The sequence below is a fragment of the Curtobacterium sp. 1544 genome (genome assembly GCF_040544915.1).
Taxonomy (GTDB): Bacteria; Actinomycetota; Actinomycetes; order Actinomycetales; family Microbacteriaceae; genus Curtobacterium; species Curtobacterium pusillum_C.
In genome coordinates this window covers 1-24,074 of the sequence record NZ_JBEPKX010000015.1, presented here as the reverse complement: position 1 = coordinate 24,074, position 24,074 = coordinate 1, and the positions used below count along the sequence as shown (strand labels likewise).

At 72.2% G+C, this 24,074-nt stretch carries 17 protein-coding genes and 1 tRNA gene; 9 read left to right on the top strand and 9 right to left on the bottom strand.

The annotated features are described in order from the left end of the window. Positions 1-248: 248 nt before the first annotated feature. The 3 genes from ABIC61_RS10490 to ABIC61_RS10480 form a co-directional block, all read right to left on the bottom strand. Positions 249-1,295, bottom strand: coding sequence for an NAD(P)-dependent alcohol dehydrogenase (locus ABIC61_RS10490; protein WP_144757008.1), 1,047 nt, complete (start codon positions 1,293-1,295; stop codon positions 249-251). 146 nt (positions 1,296-1,441) lie between these two features. Next, positions 1,442-3,052, bottom strand: coding sequence for an SNIPE associated domain-containing protein (locus ABIC61_RS10485; protein WP_354029852.1), 1,611 nt, complete (start codon positions 3,050-3,052; stop codon positions 1,442-1,444). A gap of 141 nt (positions 3,053-3,193) precedes the next feature. Then, complete coding sequence (locus tag ABIC61_RS10480; RefSeq protein WP_354029851.1) at positions 3,194-4,213, bottom strand: glycerate kinase; 1,020 nt, start codon at positions 4,211-4,213, stop codon at positions 3,194-3,196. 118 nt (positions 4,214-4,331) lie between these two features. Between ABIC61_RS10480 and ABIC61_RS10475 the strand changes: the two genes are divergently transcribed. From ABIC61_RS10475 to ABIC61_RS10450, 6 genes are all read left to right on the top strand, one after another. Next, positions 4,332-5,468 carry a heme/hemin ABC transporter substrate-binding protein gene (locus ABIC61_RS10475; RefSeq protein WP_354029850.1) on the top strand — a complete coding sequence of 379 codons (1,137 nt, stop codon included), beginning with the start codon at positions 4,332-4,334 and terminating at the stop codon, positions 5,466-5,468. Next, the gene (locus tag ABIC61_RS10470; protein ID WP_354029849.1) at positions 5,465-6,568 is read left to right on the top strand and encodes a FecCD family ABC transporter permease; all 1,104 of its coding nucleotides are present in this window, start codon (positions 5,465-5,467) and stop codon (positions 6,566-6,568) included. The genes ABIC61_RS10475 and ABIC61_RS10470 overlap by 4 nt, the downstream gene beginning before the upstream one ends. Then, positions 6,565-7,362 carry a heme ABC transporter ATP-binding protein gene (locus ABIC61_RS10465; RefSeq protein WP_354029848.1) on the top strand — a complete coding sequence of 266 codons (798 nt, stop codon included), beginning with the start codon at positions 6,565-6,567 and terminating at the stop codon, positions 7,360-7,362. The genes ABIC61_RS10470 and ABIC61_RS10465 overlap by 4 nt, the downstream gene beginning before the upstream one ends. Then, complete coding sequence (locus tag ABIC61_RS10460) at positions 7,359-8,351, top strand: hypothetical protein (protein ID WP_354029847.1); 993 nt, start codon at positions 7,359-7,361, stop codon at positions 8,349-8,351. The genes ABIC61_RS10465 and ABIC61_RS10460 overlap by 4 nt, the downstream gene beginning before the upstream one ends. Before the next feature lie 11 nt (positions 8,352-8,362). Then, entirely contained in the window at positions 8,363-8,938 is a 576-nt protein-coding gene (locus tag ABIC61_RS10455) for a hypothetical protein (protein WP_354029846.1), read from the top strand. Between the two features lie 83 nt (positions 8,939-9,021). Next, on the top strand, positions 9,022-12,462 hold the full coding sequence (locus tag ABIC61_RS10450; RefSeq protein WP_354029845.1) for an HtaA domain-containing protein: 3,441 nt from the start codon (positions 9,022-9,024) through the stop codon (positions 12,460-12,462). Positions 12,463-12,474: 12 nt separating this feature from the next. Here ABIC61_RS10450 and ABIC61_RS10445 read toward each other — a convergent pair whose 3' ends face one another. The 6 genes from ABIC61_RS10445 to ABIC61_RS10420 all read right to left on the bottom strand — a co-directional run bounded on the left by ABIC61_RS10445 (position 12,475) and on the right by ABIC61_RS10420 (position 18,996). Next, positions 12,475-13,830, bottom strand: coding sequence for a M20/M25/M40 family metallo-hydrolase (locus tag ABIC61_RS10445; protein ID WP_354029844.1), 1,356 nt, complete (start codon positions 13,828-13,830; stop codon positions 12,475-12,477). Beyond that, on the bottom strand, positions 13,827-15,386 hold the full coding sequence (locus tag ABIC61_RS10440) for an ABC transporter substrate-binding protein (protein ID WP_354029843.1): 1,560 nt from the start codon (positions 15,384-15,386) through the stop codon (positions 13,827-13,829). Before ABIC61_RS10440 ends, ABIC61_RS10445 begins: the two co-directional genes overlap by 4 nt. Before the next feature lie 26 nt (positions 15,387-15,412). After that, positions 15,413-16,528, bottom strand: coding sequence for an FAD-dependent oxidoreductase (locus ABIC61_RS10435; RefSeq protein ID WP_354029842.1), 1,116 nt, complete (start codon positions 16,526-16,528; stop codon positions 15,413-15,415). Further along, a complete protein-coding gene (locus tag ABIC61_RS10430; RefSeq protein ID WP_354029841.1) occupies positions 16,525-17,784 on the bottom strand; it encodes an NAD(P)/FAD-dependent oxidoreductase in 1,260 nt (419 codons plus the stop codon). Before ABIC61_RS10430 ends, ABIC61_RS10435 begins: the two co-directional genes overlap by 4 nt. A gap of 59 nt (positions 17,785-17,843) precedes the next feature. Continuing rightward, positions 17,844-18,794: a class A beta-lactamase gene (bla, locus tag ABIC61_RS10425; RefSeq protein WP_354029840.1), complete on the bottom strand. Its 951-nt coding sequence runs from the start codon at positions 18,792-18,794 to the stop codon at positions 17,844-17,846. A gap of 131 nt (positions 18,795-18,925) precedes the next feature. Next, a tRNA-Gly gene (locus tag ABIC61_RS10420) sits at positions 18,926-18,996 on the bottom strand. 245 nt (positions 18,997-19,241) lie between these two features. Here ABIC61_RS10420 and ABIC61_RS10415 point away from each other — a divergent pair. From ABIC61_RS10415 to ABIC61_RS10405, 3 genes are all read left to right on the top strand, one after another. After that, complete coding sequence (locus ABIC61_RS10415; RefSeq protein WP_354029839.1) at positions 19,242-20,336, top strand: DUF6177 family protein; 1,095 nt, start codon at positions 19,242-19,244, stop codon at positions 20,334-20,336. Beyond that, entirely contained in the window at positions 20,326-20,673 is a 348-nt protein-coding gene (locus ABIC61_RS10410) for a hypothetical protein (protein ID WP_144757036.1), read from the top strand. Before ABIC61_RS10415 ends, ABIC61_RS10410 begins: the two co-directional genes overlap by 11 nt. A 285-nt stretch (positions 20,674-20,958) precedes the next feature. Then, entirely contained in the window at positions 20,959-23,802 is a 2,844-nt protein-coding gene (locus ABIC61_RS10405) for an Ig-like domain repeat protein (protein ID WP_354029838.1), read from the top strand. Positions 23,803-24,074: the final 272 nt, after the last annotated feature.

Below are 24,074 nucleotides of genomic sequence, written 5' to 3'. Positions count from 1 at the left end.
GCATCGCCTCGACACCCGAAGCGCAGCGACGCGTCGATGAAGACGACACGGTAGAACGTCATCCGATGGGCTTCGGTCAGTCCGTTCGGGATCTCGAGCACGACCGATCACTCCGCCGTTTTGCATACAGTGTTCACAATCTGAAGTGTACAGAACGGTCGGTTTGATGTGCGTCACGGACTGGAGACGCGGTGCCAGCTGGCACCGCGCCTCCAGTTCCTCACTGGTCGCGTGGAGGACGCGGGTCGCTACGCCAGCGTCGCCGCGTCGATCACGAAGCGGTACCGGACGTCCGACGACAGGACGCGCTCGTACGCCTCGTTGATGTACTCGGCGCTGATGAGCTCGGTCTCCGGCAGGATGCCGTGCTCGGCGCAGAAGTCGAGCATCTCCTGGGTCTCGCGGATGCCGCCGATGGCCGAACCGGCCCAGCTGCGACGCGAGCCGATCAGGGCGAAGGCGGGGACCTCGAGCGGCTCCGACGGGGCACCGACGTTGACGATGGTGCCGTCGACCGCGAGCAGGCCCAGGTAGGCACCCATCGGGATCTTCGCCGACACCGTGTTGATGATGAGGTCGAAGGAGTTCGCGAGCTTCTCGAACGTCTCCGGGTCCTTCGTCGCGTAGTGGGCGACGGCACCGAAGCGGAGGGAGTCCTCCTGCTTGGACGTGGTCTGCGACAGGACGGTGACCTCGGCGCCGAGCGCGGCGGCGATCTTCACGCCCATGTGGCCGAGCCCGCCGAGGCCGACGATCGCGACCTTCTTGCCGGGGCCGGCCTTCCAGTGGTGCAGCGGCGAGTACAGGGTGATGCCGGCGCAGAGCAGTGGCGCGACCTTCTCGATGTCGAGCGACTCGGGGACGCGCAGCACGAAGTCCTCGTTCACGACGACTGCCTGCGAGTAGCCGCCCTGGGTGATGCTGCCGTCGGCGGGGTCGACGCCCGCGTAGGTCTGGATGTTGCCCTTGAGGCAGTACTGCTCTTCGCCCTTCAGGCAGTTCTCGCACTCGCCGCAGGAGTTCACCATGCAGCCGACGCCGACGCGGTCGCCGACCTTGTGCTTGGTGACGTTCTCGCCGACGGAGGCGACGTGGCCGACGATCTCGTGGCCGACGACCTGGGGGTACTGGATCTCGCCCCACTCGCCGCGGACGGTGTGGATGTCCGAGTGGCAGATGCCGGCGTAGGCGATGTCGATCTCGACGTCGTTCGGGCCGAGGTCACGACGGGTGATGGTGGTCTTGACGAGCGGTTCCGTGGCGGACGGGGCCGCGTACGCGTTGACGGTGCGCAATGGTCTCCTCGTGGGGTTGCTTCAGGACCGGATCCGGTCCTGCTCCAGTCTGCTGGAGCGCGCCACAGCGTGGGAGGTACGGATGGGACACCCCTGGGGCGGAATGCAAGGCGGCCGGCCGCAGACTGCTCGGCGACCGTCGCTCGTCAGCGAACGCTGGCGGCCTCCTCAACCATGTTTAGGCTGGTGCGGTACTCCGGTGCTTCAGGCTCCACCGCGAAGCTCACGATCTCGACGTGGTGGTCCTTCAGCGCAGCGAGGACTGCCTCGGGGGTCGTGTAGAAGAACTCTCGTCGCAGGTTCACGCGGTTGACCCGCTGCTCGGCGAAGTGCTGGTGCAGCATCGTCTCGATGCCGACCGCATCGTCGGCGAAGAACAGGGCATGCACGTCGAACCGGAACGGGACGGAAGCGTCGCCGAGCTCGTTCACCCGGTCCATGGGTTCGAGCCGTCGCGTCATACCGATCTTGACCATGCGCTCACCGAAGGCTCCGACGTTGGAGATGACGTAGACGTACCCGGCTCGCACGTTCGCAGCACGGTAGTCCACGTCGGCGACTGCGCGATCGACGTCCTCGAGCTTCGAGCGGATCCGAGCGGCACCGTCCAGATCTCCGTTCGCTTCCAGTGCTGCGAGTGTCGCCAGGTAGTGGCCGCGTTCCTTCTCGAGGCGGTCGCGCTCGACCTGCAGTTCCTGTTCTGCCTTCCGCTGCTCGCGAAGCTCTGCGCGTCGCTCCCGCTCGAGTTCCTTCTCTGCCTGCACGGCCTGCAGGTGACGCGCAGCGAGTTCCAGTTCTTCGAGACGCATCCGGTGGTAGGAATCGGTGATGCGGAGACTGATCATCTGACCGCTCTTCGCGATCTGTTCGGCGGCGCGCGACAATCGGGCCTGTGCGGTGTGCAGGTTCCCGGCTCGTGTCGCCTTGACGGCGTTCTCGGCCTCTGCGTTGTAAGCGCGGAGCAGGACTTTCGTCATGTCGTTCACGAACTTCCTGCCCTGCGCCGCGGAGTTGTTGAACGTGAAGTTCATCGTCGACGACACGGCGACCTTGTCTCGTACCGCGTTCTTGATGCGGCTCCTGAGCGCCTCGAGCGACGTCGCGAGCGCCGCCGACGACCCGGCCGGGTGCTCGTAGTCGAAGAGCCCTACGGACTGCAGTTCCGCGGCCGTCTGGGACCCGACGAGTGTGCGGGAGACCTCCTCCAGCTCCGCGCGTGCGAGACGAAGGTCGGCGAGGAGTTGATTGAGTTGCTGCTCGCTCTGGGTTCGACGCTCGAGTGCTTCGCGCGAGGCTCGCGACTGTTCTTCGGCAACGAGCCGTCGGCTCTCGTCGAGCGTTTCCGACGCCTCCTTGCGGAGCGACGCAGACTCCTCGAGCGCGGCCTGCCGCTCGGCGGCGAGCTCGGCCTCTACCGACTCTCGGTACGAGTCGATCTCTTCGAATCGTCGGAGCCCGTGGCGCGCGATGGTCCCCTCAGCCGCAGCGAGCCGTGCACGTGCCTCGTTCTTCGACAACCGCTCTCGCTTCTGGGGCGCTGCTCCGGGCACAGCTGGTTCGGCACCAGCTTGCTGCGCTCGCAACTCACGTCGTGATCGAAGCGGAACGTCCCGCTCCCGAGAGAGTCGGGTCACTGGGCGGGCCGGGACGCTCCCGTTTTGCTTGTACTGCGTGTGAGGTGTCCAGCCCAGGCCGTCGAAGTACCGCACGATGGTCGGGTCTTGTGGGTCGTCGTACCAGCCCGGCGCAGCGCTCATCGAGTCAGGATACTGATGCGTGTCACAGGGTCGATCCCCAGAACGAGGGCAACGCAGGCTGGTCTGCGCCCGACCGGCTGCTCGAGGGAGAAGGTCCGGGATCCGGGCGACAGCCTCCGACAACTGGATCCGCTGAAGCCTTCAGGCGAGCCTCGCCAACCGCTGCCCGGCGATCCGGGCGAACCGCAGCGGGTCGGCCAGGGCGTCGGCGGGCTCGCCGGTGGTCTGCGTCGCGAGCACGGTGAGCGAGGCGGCGGCGTCGTAGTCGTCCAGCGGGGCATCGATCGCCCCCGCGACGAGCATCGACCGAGCAGCGGGAGCGTGCGACGCCGCCAGGGCCCGCACCACCGACGGCACCTTGCCCGCGGCGCTCTGCCCGTCGTACCGCCCCTCGCCCGTGACCACCACGTCGGCCCCGTCCAGCAGTGCCGGGAGTCCCAGGACGTCCGCGACCGCCGAGGCCCCTCGCGCGAGCGTCGCGCCCCACACCAGCAGCCCGAACCCCACGCCGCCGGCGGCACCGGCGCCAGGCGTCGAGGGGTCGACGTCAGGGAAGCGCCCCGCGAAGGCGGCCAAGCGGTCGTCGAATGAGGCCACCCGGTCGGGCGTGATGCCCTTCTGCGGCCCGAAGACCGCGGCGGCACCCGTCGGCCCGAGCAACGGTGACGTGACGTCGGTGAGCACGACGACCCCGCCGGACGGCAGCGGGAGATCGCCGATGACGTCGAGAACGGACGAACCGCCGTCCGTCGACGCACTGCCCCCGATCCCGAGCACGAGGCCGGTCACCCCGGAGGAGAGCGCGGCGGCGATCGTCTCGCCGAACCCGCGCGAGGTCGCGGTGTCCGGCAGCAGGTCCCCGCCGAGCAGGGGGAGCCCACTCGTCGCCGCGAGCTCGACCACGGCACGGCCGTCCGGCAGTCGGAGCCAGGACGTGTCGACGGGGGAGCCGTCCGGTCCGGTGACCGTGATCGGGACGCGGACCGCACCGGGGACGGCGGTCGCGAAGGCGTCGAGCGTGCCCTCGCCGCCGTCGGCCATCGGCGCGAGCGTCACGGAGTCGTCCGGTCGCACGGACAGCCAGCCCTCGCGGATCGCCTCGGCGACGGACGCTGCCGTCGCGGTGCCCTTGAAGGAGTCCGGAGCCACGACGATTCGCACCCGACAACCGTAGCGGAGACGACCGCTGGACAAGTCAGGTTAGCCTCACCTAAGTTAACACTCAGGTGAGGCTAACCTAACTCGCCTTTCGTTCCAGTTCCCCGGGGATCGCCCTTCCATGCCGTCACGCCGCCGCGCCCTCCTGGCCGCCGCCTCCGCCCTCGTCGTCCTCGCCGTGGCCACCGGGTGCAGCGCCGGCGGCGCGCCGGAACAAGCCGGCACCGCCGCAGCCCGCACCGCGGACTCCGCGACGAGCGCGACGGACCCGGCCACGAGCCTCCAGGCCATCGCCCCCGTCACCGACGCGAAGTCCGTCACCGGCGCGAGCACCGCGACCCTGACGACCGACCTGCCGCCGAAGGCGAGCACGGTCGACGAGCCGGAGCTGCCCGTCACCGTCACGGACAACCAGGACACGGAGGTCACCGTGACGAGCGCGGACCGCATCCTCGCGCTCGACGTCTACGGCACGCTGTCGTCGACCGTGTACGGCCTCGGCCTCGGCGGGAACCTCGTCGGACGCGACGTCTCCACCGGGTTCGCCGGCACCGAGGAGCTGCCGCTCGTCACCCAGAACGGGCACGAGCTCTCCGCCGAGGCGATCCTCGCGCTCCGTCCCACCGTGCTGCTCACGGACACGTCGCTCGGCCCCTGGGACGTCGTCCTGCAGATCCGGAAGGCGGGGATCCCGGTCGTCGTCGTGGACTCGCACCGGGACACCTCGAACACCGACCGGATCATCGACCAGGTCGCGACGGCGCTCGGTGTGCCCGAGACGGGTGCACGGTTGGTCGACGAGGTGCACGAGCAGCAGGAAGCCGTCGCCGCGCAGGTCGCGCGCATCGCCCCGCAGTCGGAGGCGGACAAGCTCCGGATGGTCTTCCTGTACGTGCGGGGGAACGCCGGCATCTACTACCTCTTCGGCCAGGAGTCCGGCGCGGACTCGCTCATCGACGCGGTCGGCGGGCGGGACATCGCGACGGAGCAGGACTGGAAGGGCATGCGGCCGGTGAACGCCGAAGCGCTCGTCGCCATGAAGCCCGACCTCGTGATCATGATGACGAAGGGCCTCGAGTCGGTGGGCGGCGTCGACGGGCTGCTGCAGCGGGTCCCCGCGATCGCGAAGACCCCGGCCGGGCAGCACCGCCGCATCGTGGACATGGCCGACACGACGGTGATGAGCTTCGGGCCGCGTACGCCCGAGATCGTGGCCGCGCTGGCAGCGGCGATCTACGCTCCGGAGCGGTCGCGATGACCGGTCTGGAGGCGCGGGTCGCGCCCGCCCCGAACGTCGCGGTCCCACCGCCGGTTGCGTCCAGGTCACGGGTCGGCCGGATCACGCTGCTGACGGTCGCGCTGGTGGTGGCGCTCGTCGTCGCCACGCTCGTGTCGGCGAGCGTCGGGCAGCTCGGGATCTCCCCGGCCGAGGTGCTCCGCACCGTCGGACGCTCGATCGGACTGCCGGTCGCCGGACCCTCGGACGACCTCGTCACGCAGGCGCTCTGGACGATCCGGTTCCCTCGGGTCGTCATGGCGCTCCTGATCGGCGCCGCACTCGCCGCGGCCGGGGTGCTCATGCAGGCGGTGTTCGCGAACCCGCTGGCGGACCCCGGGGTCGTCGGCGTCTCGGGAGGCGCCGCCTTCGGAGCCTGCGCCTCGATCGTGTTCGGTCTGCAGTTCGCCGGGTACTGGACGACCCCGCTCATGGCGTTCGCTGCGGGACTCGTCGCGACGATGCTCGTCTACGGACTGTCCCGCGCGGGCGGACGCACCGAGGTCGTCACGCTCCTGCTGACCGGCATCGCGGTGAACGCCTTCACGGGGGCGGGGCTGGCGTTCCTCACCTTCCTCGGGGACCAGCAGGCCCGCGAGCAGATCGTGTTCTGGCAGCTCGGGTCCCTCAACGGCTCGATGTGGGACCAGGCGGCGGCGATCGCCCCGGTCGTCGGACTCGGGCTCGCCGGCTCCGTCGTGCTCACCCGCTCCCTCGACCTGCTGTCGCTCGGCGACCGGGCCGCCCGGCACGTCGGGGTCCGGGTCGAGGCCGTCCGGATCGTCGCGATCGTCGTCGTCGCGCTGCTCGTCGGGGCAGCGGTCGCGTTCGCCGGGATCATCGCGTTCGTCGGGCTCGTCGTCCCGCACCTCATGCGGATGCTCATCGGCCCGGCGCACGGCCCGCTGCTGCTCGTCTCGACGCTCGGCGGCGCGCTGCTCCTGACGATCGCGGACCTGCTCGCCCGGACGCTCGTGCCGTACGCGGACCTGCCGATCGGCATGCTCACGTCGCTCGTCGGCGGGCCGTTCTTCTTCTGGCTCCTGCGCCGCGCACGCCGACGGTCGGGAGGCTGGGCATGACCGGCGCGACCCGCGTGACCGGGGTGACCGTCAGCGGCCTCGGCGTGGTCGTCGGGCGCCGCGCACTGCTCACCGACGTCGACCTGGTCGTCGAGCGCGGCGAGGTGCTCGCCCTCGTCGGACCGAACGGTGCCGGCAAGTCCACGCTGCTCCGGGCGATCGCGGGCGACGTCGACCACACCGGCACGGTCACGGTCGACGGGGTGCCGGCCGGGTCCGAGCCGCCGATCGCCACCGCCCGGCGCCGCGCGGTGCTCGAACAGGAGCACGCCGTCGCGTTCGGGTTCCGGGTCGGCGAGGTCGTCCGGATGGGGCGGGCGCCCTGGCGCGGGACCGACCGCGCCGAGGACGACGACCGGGTCGTGGCACGCGTGCTCGACCAGGTGGAGCTCGCCGACCGCATCGACCAGACGTTCCCCTCGCTGTCCGGCGGGGAGCGCGCACGGGCGTCCTTCGCCCGGATCACCGCGCAGGAGACACCCGTGCTGCTGCTCGACGAGCCCACCGCGGCGCTCGACCTGCGCCACCAGGAGGGCGTGCTCCGGATCGCCCGCGCGCACGCCGCCGCCGGGGGAGCGGTCGTCGTGGTCCTGCACGACCTCACCCTCGCCGGGGCGTACGCCGACCGGGTCGCGATGCTCGCCGACGGCCGGTTGGTCGCGGACGGCACCCCGGACGAGGTCATCACCGCCGAACGGATCAGCACCGTCTACCGGCACCCCGTCACCGTCCTGCCGGACCCGCACTCCGGAACCCCCGTCGTCGTCCCCACCCGCCAGGAGGCCGTCCAGTGACCACCCGAACCCACCGCCCGCTCCGCGCCGCGCTCGCCGGGGTGCTCGTCGCCGCGGCCTCCGGTGCGCTCCTGCTCGCCGGAGCCGCGCCCGCCTCGGCAGCGGGCCGGGTCAGCGTCGCGATCGAGGGCCACCCCGAGGTCACGAACCAGGTCGACTCCACCTACCTCACGACCCTGCGGCTGAACGGCTCCGGGTTCCAGGGCATCAAGAACGGGTACGGCGGCATCTACGTCGCGTTCGGCACCGTCGCCGGCACCTGGCAGCCGAGCAAGGGCGGCGCCACGGGCGTGGACTACAGCTACGTCCCCGACGACGAGTCGAACCCCACCGGGTACCTGGACTTCGTCGCGTTCGAGGGCAGCTCCACCGGCTACGCGGCGAACGGCGGCACCGTGGACTCGGCGACCGGCACCTGGTCGGCGACGCTCAAGGTGCCCGGCTCCACGTTCCAGGCGCTCGACCGGAACGGCGCCGCGAGGACCGTCGACTGCGCGCGCGTGCAGTGCGGGATCATCACGATCGGCGCGCACGGGGTGTCGAACGCGAACAACGAGTCGTTCACGCCGGTCTCGGTGCAGAACCTCTACGGCACGGGCGGCACGCTCGCCGGGAGCACCGGGCCAGCCACGGGGCAGACGCAGGCCGGCGCGACGGAGGCGGGTCGTGCCTCCAGTCCGTCCGCCGCTGCGACGCCGGGGGCGGGCGCGTCCGCTCGGGCGACGACGGCACCGAGTGCTTCTGCGACCGCCTCGGCGACCACCACCCCGACGGCGACGCCGACCGCGGTCGCCGCGGCTGCCGGCGGTGATGCCGGTGGCATCGATCCGAGCGTGCTGCGCATCGTGCTCGGCGGGCTCGCCGCACTCGTCGTCGCGGTCGCGGCGCTCGTCGTCTTCGCGATCGTGCACGCCCGTCGGGCGGCACGGCGCGCTGAGGAGTCGGGGTCCACAGGGGGCACCCGCACTGCAACACCAGTCAACAACTGAGAGGGAACACCATGGCAAGAACCATGCGCACGTTCGGCGTCACGCTCGCGGCAGGGGTCGCGGCGATCGGGCTGGCCGTCCTGCCGGCCGTCAGCGCCTCGGCCGCGACCGCGGTCACGAACGAGTTCGGCGCGAGCCTGTCCGTCAGCGGACCGGCGTCGGTCGTCACCGACGGCAGCGGCGCGGTGAACGGCGTCGGGAGCGGCACCGTGACGGTCACCGGCGACGGCTTCGACGGCAACGCCCAGGGGCGCGGCTTCGGCGTGTACGTCGTGTACGGCCCCAAGGAAGCGGACTACTTCACCAACTCGGGCTGGTTCGGCTCGGCGCAGTGGGTCTCGAAGAGCGCGTTCTCGGCCTCCGGCGGGTTCACCACCACGCTGAACGTCGCGAAGAGCTACACCGCCGACCCGCACCACACCGGCGACGCGGCGGCGACCGTGAACTGCGACTACGACGCCACCAAGACGAAGGCCGCGAACACCGCTCTCGGCCAGTACCAGTGCTTCGTCCAGACGTTCTCGGCGCACGGCGTCGCGAACGACCCCGCCGAGCTCGACGAGGTCCAGGTCCCCGTCAACTGGTGACCCTCGGCCCTGGGCGGCTGGCCGCCGTCCAGGGCACCCCCTTCTCTCCCGCCCCGATCCACCCGATCCCACCCGAGGAACCCATGCACACCCAGACCCGACCGCCACTGCACCTCCGTGTGCTCGGCGTCACCGTCGCCGCGATCATCGGCCTGACGTCGGCCATCGTCGGCACGGTCCCCGCCGTCGCCGCGGGCTCCGGCGCCTCCATCGTCTCCGGAGGCACGCTGGACTGGGGGTTCAAGAAGTCGTTCCGGAACTACGTGCCCGCGGCCGGCCAGTCGGCGTCGGACGGTGCCACGAAGCAGAGTGACGGCACGTTCCGGTTCGCCGCGGCCGACGGCACCTACGACGCGAGCACCCGGAAGCTCACCGTCAACGGGTCCGGCAAGGTCGTGTTCGACTACCGCGCCCACACGTTCGTCATCACGCTGAGCGACCCGACGATCGAGCTCACGCCGACCTCGGGCACGATGACCGCGGGGGTGGACGTGCGGCTCGTGGACCCCACCACGGGCGCCACGACCTCGGACCCGGGCACCAAGCGCATCGCCTTCGCCACGATCGACGTCACGAAGGGCACCCGGGCGGTGACCGCGGGCGACTACTCGTGGACCGACCTGCCGACCACGATCACGGCGGCGGGCGCTGCGGCGTTCGCGGCGGACATCACCGGCGGGAGCAACCCGACGCAGTTCTACTCGGCGGGCACCGCGCTCGACCCGCTGTCCGTGCACGTCACGGGCGGCTGGCCGGCCGAGGGGTCGGATCCCGACGAGCAGTTCAGCGAGCCGGGCGTCCAGGGCCTCGTGAGCACCGGCGTGCAGACCACCGCCGGTGACACCACCATCGGGCGGGTGACGACGGTCCTCCGCGACGCGAAGAACGGTCTGGTCGTCGTCCAGGTCCCCGCTGCCGGAACCGCCAAGGCCAGTTACCTGGTGCTGGACGACGACGGCAAGCGGGTCGCCGGGCCGATCGACCCCGGCGTCGCGACCTCGAGGCCGAGCATCGACCCGTCCACCGGCAACATCGTCGCCACCGCCTCGCTGCCCGCCGCGGAGTTCGGCGGTACGGGTGCGAACGTGCAGGGCTACGTCGTGGTCGAGCGCGGTGCCGACGCCGCCTACCGGAACGTCGTGCACGTGAAGCCCTCGGTGGCCGTGCCCGCCGCGAAGGCGTTCTCGGTCGACCCCGCCGACGGCTCGATCATCGCGCAGATCGCCCCGGCGGCGAACGGCGGCTCCGCCGGACTGCAGCGCGTGGCCGCCACCGACTCGGGCACGTCGAACCCGATCGGCCCCAGCCCCGCCGGCGGGACCGTCCGTGCCGTCACCCGGACCGCGACGCTGATCGGCTCCGTCGCCGGGACGATCAGCTCGGTCGGCGTCGACTGGAGCGGGAAGCGTGCCGTGTCGTTCGACCAGGGCGCCGCGCTCGCACGGGTCGTCGACCTCACCAGCGGTGCCCTCGTCGCCGACGTGTCGATCGGTGCGGCGGCGACCTCGGCCGCCGCCGGCGGGACCGTCGTCGACTCGCAGGGACGGGCGTGGTGGAGCAACGACGGTGACGGGAAGCTCCGCGCCGTCGCACTCCGGGGCACCCCGTCGGTGACGACCACGATCGACCGGGACGGCGGCGCCGCGTTCCTCGCCGTCGACGAGTCCGCGAAGCGTCTCTGGGTCGCAGCCCCCGGCAGCGCCGACGCCGGGAACGTCCTCCGCGCCTACCCGATCGACGGCAGCACTGCTCGCACCGTCGTGGCCGAGTACTCGCCGGGCAACAACTACACGGGCGACCCGTTCGTCCTCACCGCCGACGGCCGTGTGGTCCTCGGCGTGACGAACACCGCGACGGACCCCGCCGGCCAGGGCCTCCGCACGTTCGCTGTCGTCACGACGCCGGCGTTCACGAAGCAGCCCGCCGACGTCGCGGTCACCCTGACCGGCGCGACGAAGGCCGCGGACGGCACCGTGAGCGGCGCGACCCCGGCCGAGGTCCGTTTCACGGCCACGACGACGGGCTCGCCGACACCGACGCTCCAGTGGCAGAAGCAGACCCCCTCCGGCTGGGCCGACGTGCAGGACGGTGGGTCGGTGTCCGGCGCGACGACCTCCACACTGCGGATCACCGCGACCGAGGCGCTGAACGGCGACCGGTACCGGGCGATCGCGACGAACGGCATCGGCGACACCGTCATCGGGAGGGTCGCGTCGAGCACCGCGACCCTGCGCGTCACCGTGCAGGAGCCGACCGCCCCGACCGACCCGGGCGGCACCGGCGGCTCGACCGTCGTCGGCGCGGACGGATCGATCACGGGAGCGAAGAACGCCCGCGGCGCGTCGACCAACGTCAAGCCGGCGACCGGCCTGACGACCACCGCGGCCGGCAGCACGCTCACCGTCAAGGGATCGGCGTTCTCGAAGCACACGAACGGCTCCGGGCTGTACGTGCTGTTCGGCTACGTCACGAAGTACCCCAGTGCCGGCGGCGCCGCGGGCAACGGCTACGACTACATCCCCGGCGGTGGGAGCGGTGGTCAGGACGGGCAGGGCTTCGTCGCGTGGCCGGACAACACCGGGACCGGCGCAGCGGCGACCGCGAAGTTCAGCGGGACGGTGAACGCCGGGTTCACGCAGTCGGGTGTCGTCGCGAAGGCCACGTTCACCGGCCAGTCGACGAAGCGCGTGGACTGCCTGTCGGGTGCCGTGCAGTGCGGCATCATCACGATCGGCGCGCACGGTGCCCAGGACGCCGCCCTCGAGACGTTCACCCCGGTGTACTTCGCCGGGCAGACCGTCCCCGGCGCACTGCCGACCGGCCCGACGAGCGGTGGCGGCAACGGCGGCACCACGGTCATCCAGCCGCCCGTCGTCCAGATGCCCCCGGCCGCGAGCGCGCCGACGATCCGGAACGCCGCGGTCACCGCTCCGCCGGCGAAGAACCCGAACTCGGCCAAGGCGCCGGCTGCCGCCGCACCGCCGACCGCCCCGGCAGCGGACTCGGATGAGTTGCAGCGCAAGATCGAGGCGGGTGAGATCGACGTCGTGTCGGCGTCCGACGCGGGACTGCCCGAGGAGGTCCGTGCCGGCGACGAGCTCGCCCTCTCGCTGGCCTGGTCCGGCGAGGACACCGGCGGCACGGCGTGGACGTACTCCGAGCCGGTGCAGGCAGGCGACTTCACGGTCGCCGACGGCACGGCCACGGGCACGGTCGACACGGCGGGCCTGTCGGAAGGCGGGCACCACGTCGTCCTCGTCGGTGACCGCGGCACGATCGTCGCGGTGCCGTTCACGGTCTCGGGCGCTTCCGCTGCCGCCACGACGGACGGGTCCGAGGCACAGGTCGCCGCGGCCTCGACGACGGGCGGTTCCGGCGGGATGTCGACCGAGACCCTGCTGCTCGTCGTGATCGGGTTCCTGGCCGGGCTCGTGGTGCTCGCGATCGGGCTGGTCGTGCTGCTCCTGACGGGTGTGCTGCAGGTCCGGACCCGGAGGAAGGCACCGGTGCCGGCCGCCGGGTGACCGGAGGCGCGGTCAGCGTGCGGCGAGCGCGGCCAGGAACGTCGCCTCGGCCAGGGCCATGTGCTCGATCTCCGAGGGGTCGACGCTCTCGTCCGGGGCGTGCACGTTCGCCGCGGGCTCGGACACCCCCGCGAGGATGACCTCGACCCCGGGGATCGCCCGCTCGAACGTCGCACAGAGCGGGATCGAGCCACCGCCGCCGAGCGAGCCCACCGACGACACCTCGTACGACGATGCCAACGCAGCCCGGAACGCGTCGGAGTACGGGCCCGCGGTCGCGGAGAACCCCGGACCGCCGCCGACGACCCGCGCAGTCACCTCGACCCCGGCCGGTGCCCGCCGCTCCAGGTGCGCCACGAGCAGCGCACCCGCCGCGACGGGGTCGACGCCCGGCGGCACCCGGAGGTTGAGCGCGGCGCCCGCTGTGGCCTGCACGGACGGCGAGGACCCCGCGACTGCCGGTGCGTCGATCCCCACGATCGTCACCGCCGGTCGTGCCCAGACCTGGGATGCCGGGTCCCCGGATCCGATCGGTACGGCGCCGTCGAGCATGCCGACGTCGGACGCGAACCGTCCGGCGTCGTAGGGGAGCCCGTCCCAGGTGCCGGAGGCGTCGAGCCCGTCGATGGTCGTGTCGCCCGCGTCGTTCCGGAGCGAGGCCAGGAGTGACACGAGGGTGGCGAGGGCATCGGGTGCGGCGCCGCCGAACATCCCCGAGTGCACGTTGCCGCGCAGTGCCCGGACCCGGAGCTCCACACCCGCGGTGCCCCGGAGCGAGGTGACCAGCGCGGGCACCCCGGCAGCGGCGTTCCCGGCGTCCATCACCACGGCGGCGTCGACCCCGGCGAAGGAGTCGGCGTGCGCGGCGACGTAGTCTTCGAGGCCGTCGGTCGGCTGCTCCTCCGAGCCCTCGACGACCACGACGAGCCCGACGGGGAACGACCCGTGCACGTCGCGCAGCGCCCGGAGTGCCACGAGGTGCGTGACGATCCCGCCCTTGCAGTCCGCCGCGCCGCGGCCGTACAGCCGGCCGTCCCGCGGGGTGAGGGTCCACGGATCGCTGGTCCACGCCTCCACGTCGCCTGCGGGCTGCACGTCGTGGTGCGCGTAGAGCAGCACCGTCGGTGCGCCGGCGGGTGCGGGGGTGGAGGCGATGACCGCCTGCGAGCCGTCCGCGGTGGTGGCGAGCCGCGCCTCCAGGCCGAGGTCCGCGAACGCGCCCCGCACGGCGGAGGCGACCTCGTGGCAGTCGTCGAGCGACTGCACGGCCGGATCGTGCACGGACGGGATCGCGACGAGCGCAGCGAGGTCGTCGAGGCCTTCCGCCATCCGGTCGCGGACCGCGGTGCGCAGGGAAGACGGGCTCACGAGCGCCCGATCTCCCAGATGCGGAAGAGTCCGGACGCGTCGACGGACTTCGACAGCCCGGTGAGCGACTTCTGCCCGATCACGTTCTCCTGCCCGGCGAGCAGCGGGATGAGCGGCACCGACTCGGCGGTGTCCTGCTGGATCTGCTCGATCTCGGCCTTGCGCTTCGTGATGTCCGGCTGCACGGCCTGGGACGCGACGAGCCCCTGCACCGTCGTGTCGTCGAACCCGTTCGCGAGCAGGTTCACGTCCGCCGAGCCGTACGCCGGCGTCAGGTAGGACGACGCGTCCGGGTAGTCCTGGAAGAAGCCGAGCTGGAAGACGGGGTACTCGCTCTTGCCGACGTTGCCGACGTAGGTGTCCCAGCTCGCCGACTGCAGGTCGACCCGGAACAGCCCGGTGTCCTCGAGCTGTTCCTTGATGAGCGCGTACTCGTCGTCGGAGCCCGAGCCGTAGTGGTCGGTCGTGTACTCGATCGGCAGGGTCACCGGGGTGGTCACGCCGGCGTCCTGCAGGATCGACTTCGCGGAGTCCCCGGACAGGTCCTCGAACGCGTCCGTCGCCCCGGCGAACCCGGTCGGCACGATCGACCAAGCCGGCGCGTAGGTGCCCTGGTAGACGTCCTTCGCGATCGCTGCCCGGTCGACCGACGCGGCGACGGCCTGCCGGATCGCCTGCTTCTGCGCGGCGTCCTTCCCGGGCATGGTGTCGAGGTTGAACGCCAGGAACCGGATCTCACCGGAGTTGCCCTGCACCCGCTGCAGCCCGTCGTCCTTCGACAGCGAGGTCACCTCGGTCGGCGTGAGCTGGCGGTACGCGACGTCCGCGTCGCCCTTCTGCACGGCGAGCTTGAGGTCGGCGGACTTCGTGTACTGCTTGATCGTCACGTGCTTCGTCGCCGGAACAGAGCCGTCGTAGTGCTCGTTCGCGGTGAGGGCGATCGTCGCTCCGCTGTCGGCGGACTGCTCGAGCGCGTAGGGCCCGGAGCCGACGACCCCGGCGTTCGCGTGCACCTTCGTCTTCGAGAACACCTTCGAGTCGACGATCGCGCCCGCCATGCTCGCGAGCACGTACGGGAACGTCTGGTCGTTCGCCTGCTTCAGGGTGAAGGTCACGGTGCTGCCGGACGCCGAGACCGAGGCCATGTTGGCGAGCAGCGAGCCCGGTCCGTTCGACGACCCGAGGGTCACCTGGCGCTCGAACGAGAACACGACGTCCTTCGCGGTCAGGTCGTCGCCGTTCGAGAACTGCAGGCCGTCGCGGATCTCGCACACGTAGTGGGTGCCGTCGGTGAAGTCGCAGGACTTCGCCACCTCGGGGCTCGTGGTGGTCTTCCCGGCCGGGTAGGTGAGCAGGTGCTGGTACAGCTGCGTCTGCACCGTGTAGCTGCCACGGTCCCAGGCGCCCGCGGGGTCGAGGGAGGTGACGACGTCGGTGGTGCCCACGACGAGGCCGTCCACGTCGGAGTCGGTCGACGAGCCGGTGTCGGCGCAGCCGGAGAGGACGGCGGCGACGGCCGCGGTGAGCGCGAGGGCGCTGATCAGTCGGGTCTTCATGGGTCCTGGGTCTGTGGGGAGGAGCGTCAGAGGGAGAAGCGGGGATGGGGTGCCCCGCCGGTCGCGAGGTCGGCGATCATGTCGCCGAGCAGCGGTGCGAACTTGAAGCCGTGGCCGGAGAACCCGGTGGCGACGGTGACGGGGCCCCGACGGTCGATGACGAAGTCCTCGTCGGGGGAGTTGTCGTACAGGCAGCTGATGAACGTCGGCTTCGACGCGTCGACCCCCGGCACGAAGCGCTCGACGTACGCCTGCAGCCGCGCGGCCTCGGCGGGTACTGGCGTGAAGTCGCGGTGGTCCGGGTCGACGACCGGTCCCGTCCCGTGGAACCCGACCTTGACGCCCTCGCCCGGCGTGAGCAGGCCGTACACGTCGTCGCCGTCGGCCCAGTGCACGAAGCTCGGCCAGGCCTCGTCCGGCAGGTGGCTGGGGAAGTGGGCGGGCTGCTTCTGGGTGACGCGGATGGCCGGGAGGCGCGCCCCGCGTTCCGCGAGCAGGTCACCGATCAGCGTGGGGGCCCACGAGCCCACCGCGGCCACCACGGACGCGGTGCGGACCGCCTCGGTGTCGCCGGCGGCGGCCGTCAGGGTGACGGTCACGGCGTCGCCGTGGTCCTGGACGCCGGTGACCCGGGTGTCGAACCGGAGGTCGGCGAGCCCCGTGCGCTCGGCCAGGGTGAGGAAGAGCTCGATCGCCTCGGCGGAGTGGATGCGCCCGGCCGTGTCGTGCGTGAGGACGTGCCCCTCGAACGCGATGCCGGGCCAGCGGGCAGCTGCTTCGTCCGGGGTGAGGGTCTCGTGCGGGATGCCCGCGTCCGAGAGCGCCGCGGCGATGGCGTCGACGACCTCGGGTCGACCGTGGTCCACTGCGCCGGTCCGGTCGATCAGGGTCGTGTCGCCCGCGGCCTCGAGCGCTTCCCACAGCTCCAGTGCGCGGGTCGTCAGCGCGACGTACTCGGCGTCGGCGTAGCCCTGCCGGAAGATCCGGGTCGCACCGTGCGAGGAGCCGTTGTGGTGCCCCCGCTCGTGCTGCTCGACCAGGAGGACGCGCTCGCCGCGGGCGGTCAGGGCGTACGCGGTCGCAGCGCCGACGACTCCGGCACCGATGACGACGTGGGTGGTGGCGGGAGTGCTCGTGCTCATGCTGCTGCTCCGGCGCGGCGGGCGTCGGCTTCGCGGCGAGCGGGCATCAGCCCGACGACGTCCTGCTCGCTCAGGGCCTCGGCGGGGAAGCGCGCCGGGTCGTACCGGCTCGCGTCGCCGAGCGTGGTCGTGCCCGTGACGCTGAGCTCGGCTGCGATCCGCCCGAGGCCCGGACCGTGCGTGACACCGGACTCGTTGTCGCCGCCGGCCACCACGAGCCCAGCGACCTCCGGGACGGCACCGACGATGAAGTTCCGGTCCGCGGTCATCGAGACGACGCCCTGCGTGGCGGTCTCGTCCGCCCCGAGTGCGCTCGCCGCGTCCGGCAGCAGCTTCGCCACGATCGGGTGCAGGGACTCGCGCATCGCGTCGAGCAGGTCGGGGCGGACCGGCCGGCGTGCGGGTTCGGTGCGGCGGTCGGCCCCGCTGACGAAGAGCGGCTCGTACCCGCGGCCCGCGCCGTACGTCAGGCCGCCGCGGTGCTCCCGGATCCACAGTCCCTGGAGTTCGGGGAGCATCAGGGTCGGCAGCGTGCCCGGCAGACCGAACGGCTTCGTCACCAGGCGGCTCGCGACCACCCGCACGGTCGGCAGCTCGCGCCCGAAGGGTGCGAGGAGGGTGTTCGTCCAGCTGCCGGCGGCGAGCACGACCCTCGCGGCGTCGATGACCTCGCCACTCGCGGTCCGGACGCCCGTGACGGAGCCGTCCCGTGCCTCCAGGCCGGTGACCGGGGTGTGCTCGCGGAACGTGACGCCGCGTGCGCCGAGTGCTCCGATGAGTGCCGCGGCCGTTTCGGGCGCGCTGATCTGGATGCCGTCGGGGTGGAAGAAGCCGGCCGTGACCGCGGACGGGTCGAGGCCCGGGACGAGGTCGGCGGCCTCGGCCGGGGTGAGCGTGCGTGCGCCCGCCGGGCGGAACCGGTGCTCCTCGAACGGCGGGATGTGGTCGGCGCGGCCCTCGTCGGTGACCGTCAGCCAGACGTTGCCGTTCTGGCGGTACCCCGTCGGGCCGTTCCCGGACTCGGCGAGGCGGCGGTAGAAGTCGATGCCGTACTGCTCGACGTCCCGTTCGGACTCGTTCCAGTACCAGGCGTAGCCGGCTGCCCAGAGGCCCACGAACCCGGCACCCGCGGTCGTCGTCCCGCCCGCTGCCGGGCCGCTGTCGACCACGACGACGCGCTGGCCGAGCTCGGCGAGGTGCCAGGCGGTGGAGAGGCCGATGATGCCGGCGCCGACGACGACGGTGGGGGAGGGCATGTCGCGATCGTAGTTGCGGTCCGTTTCCGACACGTGTCGTCGATGACGCCGTGTGACGCTCAGTCCTCGGTGGCGAACGCCTGCAGGACAGCCGCGGCGGACTTCGCGACCAGGGCGTCGTCGTACTTCGCTGCCGGGTCGTTCCTGGTCGTCAGGACCGAGATGGTGATCTCGTGGCCGTCGGTCGTCTGGATGCGGGCGATGTCGTTGCGGATGCCGCCTGCGCCACCGGACTTGTCCGCCACCGTCCACCCCTTCGGCGCGCCGGCGCGGATGAGGGTGTCGCCCGTGGCGTTGCCGCTCATCCAGTCCTGGAGCTGCGCGGTGTCCGAGGCGTTCAGCGTGTGCCCGTCGAACACCCTCGCCAGGTCGGCGGTGAACGCTGCAGGGGTGGTCGTGTCCTCGGTGCTGCCGGGCTCGATCGTGTTGAGGGCCGGCTCGTCGTTGACCACCTGGGTCGTGGCGTCGCCGAGTTCGGTGAGGGCGTCGCCGAGTCCCTTCGGTCCGCCGATCCGCTTGAGGACGAGGTTGAGCGCCGTGTTGTCGCTCTGCCGGACCGCGGCCTCGGCCAGCTGCGAGTACGTCAGCCCGTCGGACACGTGCTGCTCGGTCACCGGGGAGTACCCCGCCGCCGTGACGTCGGCCGCGGTCCAGTGCACTCGTTCGTCACGGGCGGCACCGTGCACGGACCGCAGGAACTGCGCGGCTGCGAAGGCCTTGAGCGTGGACGCGTACCCGAAGCGGCGGTCGCCGTTGTGCGAGATCGTCTCGCCGGTCGTCGTGTCGGTCGCGACGATCCCGACGGTGGCGTCGTACTGCTGTTCGAGCGCCGCGAGGGCCTTCGCGACGGCGGCGCGGTCGGCCGGTGTGACGCTGGTCGCGGTCGGACTCGGCGTGCTGCTCACCGGGGCCGGCGTGCCCGTCGATCCGGGGCTGCCGCCGCTCGCGCACCCGGCGAGCACGAGTGCAGCCGTCGCGGCGACGACGAGGGGCGAGCGGAGGTGGCGCATCCGCTCACCCTTCCTCGGCCGGCTGGGACCACGCCGCACGCGCCCACCATCAGCACGCTGAACGGCGAGCCCACCACCTCGTGACCGGACGACGAAGGGCCGCCCGATCCGGGCGGCCCTTCGTGCTTCGGAGCGAGTGACGGGAATCGAACCCGCGCTACCAGCTTGGGAAGCTGGAGTTCTACCATTGAACTACACTCGCGCACCCCGCTCAGTGGGACGACGCAAGCCTAGCGGATTCTCCGCTGGAAGCCAGCCGAGCGCCCACCGTGCGCCGCGTGGCGGACGCGATCCGTGCCTCCAGGCCGGCTGCCGCGGCGTCCCGAGGACGCGAGCCGGGCGCACCCGAGTCTCCGCTGTGAGCCCGCCCGCCTGACGGACAGGTGTCGTCCTCGTGTGTACCGTCCAGGTGGATCGAGCGTCCCGCCAACCCCGAGGAGGACCCGGATGGTCAGGCATCCCCTCATCGACGACGTGGTCGGCCCCGCCATCGTGGTCGAGTCCGCTTCGCCGGTGGTGTGGCTGACCGATGCGCTCGCCTCCCTGCTCCGACGTGCGTCCGAGTCCGGCCGCATGGTCGTGCTCCGCACCGGCCAGGAGGCATCCATCACCCCCGCCCTGCGGCACGCGTTGGGAGCACACGGGGCTGCGTGGGCCGTGCTCGCCCCCGACGGCACGTTGCGTGACGGCCGCACGGGGGTCGCTGCCTCCGGCATCGAGGACTTCGTCCGGCGCGGCCCCGAGCTCGTGGGCACCCAGTCGCCGGAACACCCCGTCGCGACGGACTCCGTGCGACAGATCAGCATCGACCTGACGCTCCGACACCACTCCGAGCGGGCGATCGACATCGGCTCCGCGATCGAGGCCCTGTGCGAGACGGTCGGCACGTGCCCGACGCGCTGGGGCACCGCGGAGCCGCTCACCGTGCCGTGGGACCGCTGGGTCGTCACGCAGTACGCCAAGCACGAGGCGCCGGCGATCTCGACCTCGTACGCCGTGGGCGAGGGGTTCTCGGCGACCATGACCGCGCACCTGCTCGACGGGGTCGTCGTCGAGACGATGTCCGCCGTGCTGACCATCCCCGAGGACGGCGCAGACCCGGCCCTCGCGACGAAGCTGCTGGACGCGGTGCACCGTGTCGCGGACGACGTCGAGCCGGTGTTCGGCGTGGTGATGCAGCGTCGTGGAGACGCCGACCACCTCGTCCGCGCGGTGTCGCACGGCGAACCCACGCCCCTCGCGGTCGTCGTCGGACCGGAGGCGTCGCAGTTCCTCGACCGCGACGGCGTCTGGCCGCCACCGCGCACCACCACGTCGACGTTCGGCGGCGGCGGGCTCGTGGTGCGGTTCGACGACGGGTGGGAGGCGCTCGAGGCGTTCCTGGACCGCATCGACGAGGACCGCTTCCTGCAACTCGTCGGCGGCGCCCCGCTCGACCCCGCGCACGACGAGGGCACGCTCGACGGGCACGTCAGCGGAGCCGGCGGTCCGAGCTACGGCGGTTCTGGATCGCACGCGTTCGGCGGTCACGGTGCCCCGTGACGTCACCCTGCTCTGCCGGGACGCAGTGGAGACGCGCGACGTCGCCGAGGCCCTGCTCCTGCACGACGAGACCTGGGGTGTCCGGGCGCTCGACGACGGCCCGATGATGCAGGTCTGCCGGGACGCCACGCACCCGGTGATCACGGTGCTCGGGGTTCGGCGGGTGGACTCCCTCGACGAGGTCCAGCGGATCCTGCCGGACGCCCCGACCCTGTCCACGCCGTTGTGGTGGGTCGACACGGTGACCCCGGCGGGAGCGGACGGCGAGTCCGGCATCTCCGCTGCGCTCGAGGCCGCGCTCGACCTCGACGCGGTCTGCATCGTGCACGGCGACTGACCCACGCCGCGCCGCGGTGCGCGCACCCGCGCCGCGGTGCTGCGCGGCCCCGCGCCGTAGTGTGCGAGGTTCCGCCCTGCGTGCGACCCGATCGACCTCGCACCGTGCCCGGAACCTCGCACACTGCGCGCGGATCCACCCCGCGCGTGTCCCCAGTTGTGGTGCGAACTCCGGTTTGGAGACCCGCGAGTACCCGATCCGGCTCTACGGTGTGAACACCCGAGCCGACGAGCCGGGCGCGCACGCTCCTCGTCGGCACCGCTCTTCTCACTGAACAGGGCTCCAGTGCGTACACAACCCCAGAAGCGTGCCGTCGCGCGCGCTCGCAGCATCCTCGCCGGCTTCGTGGTCGCCGGTCTCGCCGGTCTCGCGCTCGTGGGGGCAGGCGCGACCAGCGCGTCGGCCGCCGCTCCGGCGCAGACCACCTTCGTGCAGGAGGGCTTCACCGGCTCAACCGCCGGCAGCGGCTACATCCTGCCGGCGACGACGGCGTCCTCCGGGAACGTCGCGTGCCTCACCGCTCGCCCGTCGTCCGGCTCGAACACCGGCTCGATCCCCACGTGTTCCGACACGGCGGACGTCGACGGGTCCGGCGCGCTCCGTCTGACCTCGAACGAGAACAACCAGTCCGGCGGGGTGGGCGCGAAGCAGTCGGTGCCGATCACCAAGGGCATCGACGCGGTCTTCAACAGCTACCAGTACAACGGCAACTCGGCCGACGGCATCGTGTTCTACCTGGCCGCGACGGACCCGTACAACCCGGCCGTCCCGGCGAAGATCGGGTACCTCGGCGGGTCGCTCGGGTACAGCGCGAGCGCCGCGAACGGCGCGCAGGGGCTGTCGCACGCCTACCTCGGCATCGGCCTCGACCGGTTCGGCAACTTCGCGAACCGCGACTTCGGCGGAACCGGCTGCACCGCCGACGCCGGGACGAACGGCACCCTGTACGCGAACGCCGTGACGGTGCGCGGCCCGGGTGACGGCTCCACCGGGTACTGCGTGCAGTCGAAGACCCAGGTCACCGGCTCGCTCAACAAGACCGGCGTCACCGACCGCGCCCAGGCGAAGGTCCCGGTCGAGATCGTCGTCAACCCGACGTCGTCGACGCTGACCGCGCAGGAGAACACCTCGGTGTCCGTGCCGGCTGGTCAGTACGCGGTGGTCTTCACCTCCATCGGCGGCACGCAGCAGGTCGTCACGGGCGCACTGCCGAAGCTCGCGACGTCGGGGAACGCCGCGAACATCGACTCGTCGTGGATCGACCCCGCGACGGGCTACCCCTACAAGCTCACCTACGGCTGGGTCGCCGGCACCGGCGGGCAGAACGACATCCACGAGGTCAACTACCTCAAGACGACGACGGCCGCCGGTCCGGTGCCGGTGCTGACCGCCCAGACCGGAGGCACGACCAGCGTCGCGCACGCCGGCTCGGGCACCTACACGGTCACCCCGACCGTGTCCGCCGACGGCGGGTCGGAGTCGCAGCTCGTGCGCACCACGACCACCTTCCCCGCGGGCTTCACGCCCGCTGCCGCGACCGCGGCCGGTGGCGGCTGGACCTGCACCGCGTCCGGCCAGGTCGTCACGTGCGACCAGGCAGCGGCGAACCGGGCCCCCGGCACCGTCCTCCCGCAGCTGACGATCCCGTACACGGTGTCCGGCGCCACCCGCACCGCCACCGTGTCGACCGTCGTGGCATCGACGGACGCCGAGGCGATCACGATCACCCGCGCCGTCACCGTCGAGCCGCAGTCGAGCGCCGTCACGGTGTCCGAGGCGACCGCGATCGTGGGGGACCGCGCCACCCTGACCGCGACCGTGGCGTCGGGCGCAGCGCAGGGCGGCACCACGCCGACCGGCACCGTGACCTTCACCGACACGACGACGGGCGCGACGCTGTGCTCCGCGACGATCGCCTCGGGCGTCGCGTCCTGCACCGTCGCCACCTCCGAGGTCGGCACGCGGGGCATCACCGCGACGTACCAGGGCGACTCGGACCACACCGCTGCCAGCGGCACCGGATCGCTCGTCGTCTCGAAGGTCCCGACCGAGATCGCGCTGACCGCCGACCCGGAGTCCGCGGCGTACGGCGAGACCGTGACGCTCGGCGTCGACGGTCTCGAGGGCCAGGACGGCACGTTGGCCGCTCCGACCGGGACCGTCGAGTTCCGCGAGGGCGACACGGTCCTCTGCACCGCGACGCTCCCGGACACGAGCTGCGACGTCACCGGTCTCTCCGCCGGGAAGCACGCCGTCACGGCCGTCTACTCGGGTGACAGTCGGTACGCGGCGTCGACCGCGGTGGCCGTGGACCTCACGGTGCGCAAGGCGTCGACGACGCTGACGCCGACTCCGTCGTCGCCGTCCGACCCGACGGACCCGTCCGGCCCGTCCGACACCACGGTGACGGTCACGCACGGCGAGACGACCACGCTCGACACCCCGAAGGTCCCGAAGGACGCCACCGGCACCATCGACTACGTCACGGACGACGGCACGGTCCTCTGCACCGCGACGCTGCCGGAGACCACGTGTGCGGTCCCCTCGGACCTCCCCGGTGGCAAGTACCGCGTGCACGCGAAGTACAGCGGCGACGACAACTACGAGCCGGCCGAGGGTGAGCCCTTCGACCTGGTCGTGACCGCGCAGCCGACCGAACTCGTGGCCTCCACGGACACCGCCCACACGGTCGTCGGCAAGAAGGTGCGCCTGAGCGCATCCGGTCTGCCCGCGGGTGCGACCGGCACGGTGACGTTCACCGCAGCGGACGGCACGGTCCTGTGCACGGCCACGCTGCCGGAGACGAGCTGCGAGACCGACGCGCTGCCGGTCGGCACGAACACCGTCGCGGTCGCGTACAGCGGGGACGCGTCGTTCGCGGCGTCGAGCACCTCGCTCCAGGTCGTCGTCGACGCAGCCCCGGTCGCGGACCCGGGTACCGACCCGACCGCGTCGCCGTCGCACGCGCCGTCGGCCACCGGCGGCACGCCCCGCGCGGGAGAGCTCGCGTTCACCGGCTCGCCGCTCGCGATGGGCACGGGCATCGGCCTCGCGGCCGCCCTGCTGCTCGGCGGCCTGGTGCTGCTGATGATCCGGCGGACCCGCGCCGCCCGGGAGTCCGCGGAGTAACCGACCGGGCACCGACCCATGAACCGCGCACCATGCGACCCCCGCACGGTGCGCGGTTCTGCGTCCGGCCCTCCGCAGTGTGCGAGGTTCCGTCCAGCGTGCGACCCGATCGGCCCCGCACCGTACGCGGAACCTCGCACACTACGCATCGAGGTGGGGGGGGGGGGGGGCCCGGGGGGGGGGGGGCCCCCCCCCGCCCCCCCCCCCCCCCCCCGGGGGCCCCACCCCCCCCACCCCGGGGGGGGCGCGGGCCGGCGCGCCGGGTGGGGGGC

What these genes read in the sequence shown, in the direction of transcription:
- ABIC61_RS10485 (WP_354029852.1), bottom strand. Translation starts at nt 3,052, where the DNA reads ATGAGCGCTGCGCCGGGCTGGTACGACGACCCACAAGACCCGACCATC.
- ABIC61_RS10475 (WP_354029850.1), top strand. Translation starts at nt 4,332, where the DNA reads ATGCCGTCACGCCGCCGCGCCCTCCTGGCCGCCGCCTCCGCCCTCGTC.
- ABIC61_RS10470 (WP_354029849.1), top strand. Translation starts at nt 5,465, where the DNA reads ATGACCGGTCTGGAGGCGCGGGTCGCGCCCGCCCCGAACGTCGCGGTC.
- ABIC61_RS10465 (WP_354029848.1), top strand. Translation starts at nt 6,565, where the DNA reads ATGACCGGCGCGACCCGCGTGACCGGGGTGACCGTCAGCGGCCTCGGC.
- ABIC61_RS10455 (WP_354029846.1), top strand. Translation starts at nt 8,363, where the DNA reads ATGGCAAGAACCATGCGCACGTTCGGCGTCACGCTCGCGGCAGGGGTC.
- ABIC61_RS10450 (WP_354029845.1), top strand. Translation starts at nt 9,022, where the DNA reads ATGCACACCCAGACCCGACCGCCACTGCACCTCCGTGTGCTCGGCGTC.
- ABIC61_RS10440 (WP_354029843.1), bottom strand. Translation starts at nt 15,386, where the DNA reads ATGAAGACCCGACTGATCAGCGCCCTCGCGCTCACCGCGGCCGTCGCC.
- ABIC61_RS10435 (WP_354029842.1), bottom strand. Translation starts at nt 16,528, where the DNA reads ATGAGCACGAGCACTCCCGCCACCACCCACGTCGTCATCGGTGCCGGA.
- ABIC61_RS10430 (WP_354029841.1), bottom strand. Translation starts at nt 17,784, where the DNA reads ATGCCCTCCCCCACCGTCGTCGTCGGCGCCGGCATCATCGGCCTCTCC.
- bla (WP_354029840.1), bottom strand. Translation starts at nt 18,794, where the DNA reads ATGCGCCACCTCCGCTCGCCCCTCGTCGTCGCCGCGACGGCTGCACTC.
- ABIC61_RS10415 (WP_354029839.1), top strand. Translation starts at nt 19,242, where the DNA reads ATGGTCAGGCATCCCCTCATCGACGACGTGGTCGGCCCCGCCATCGTG.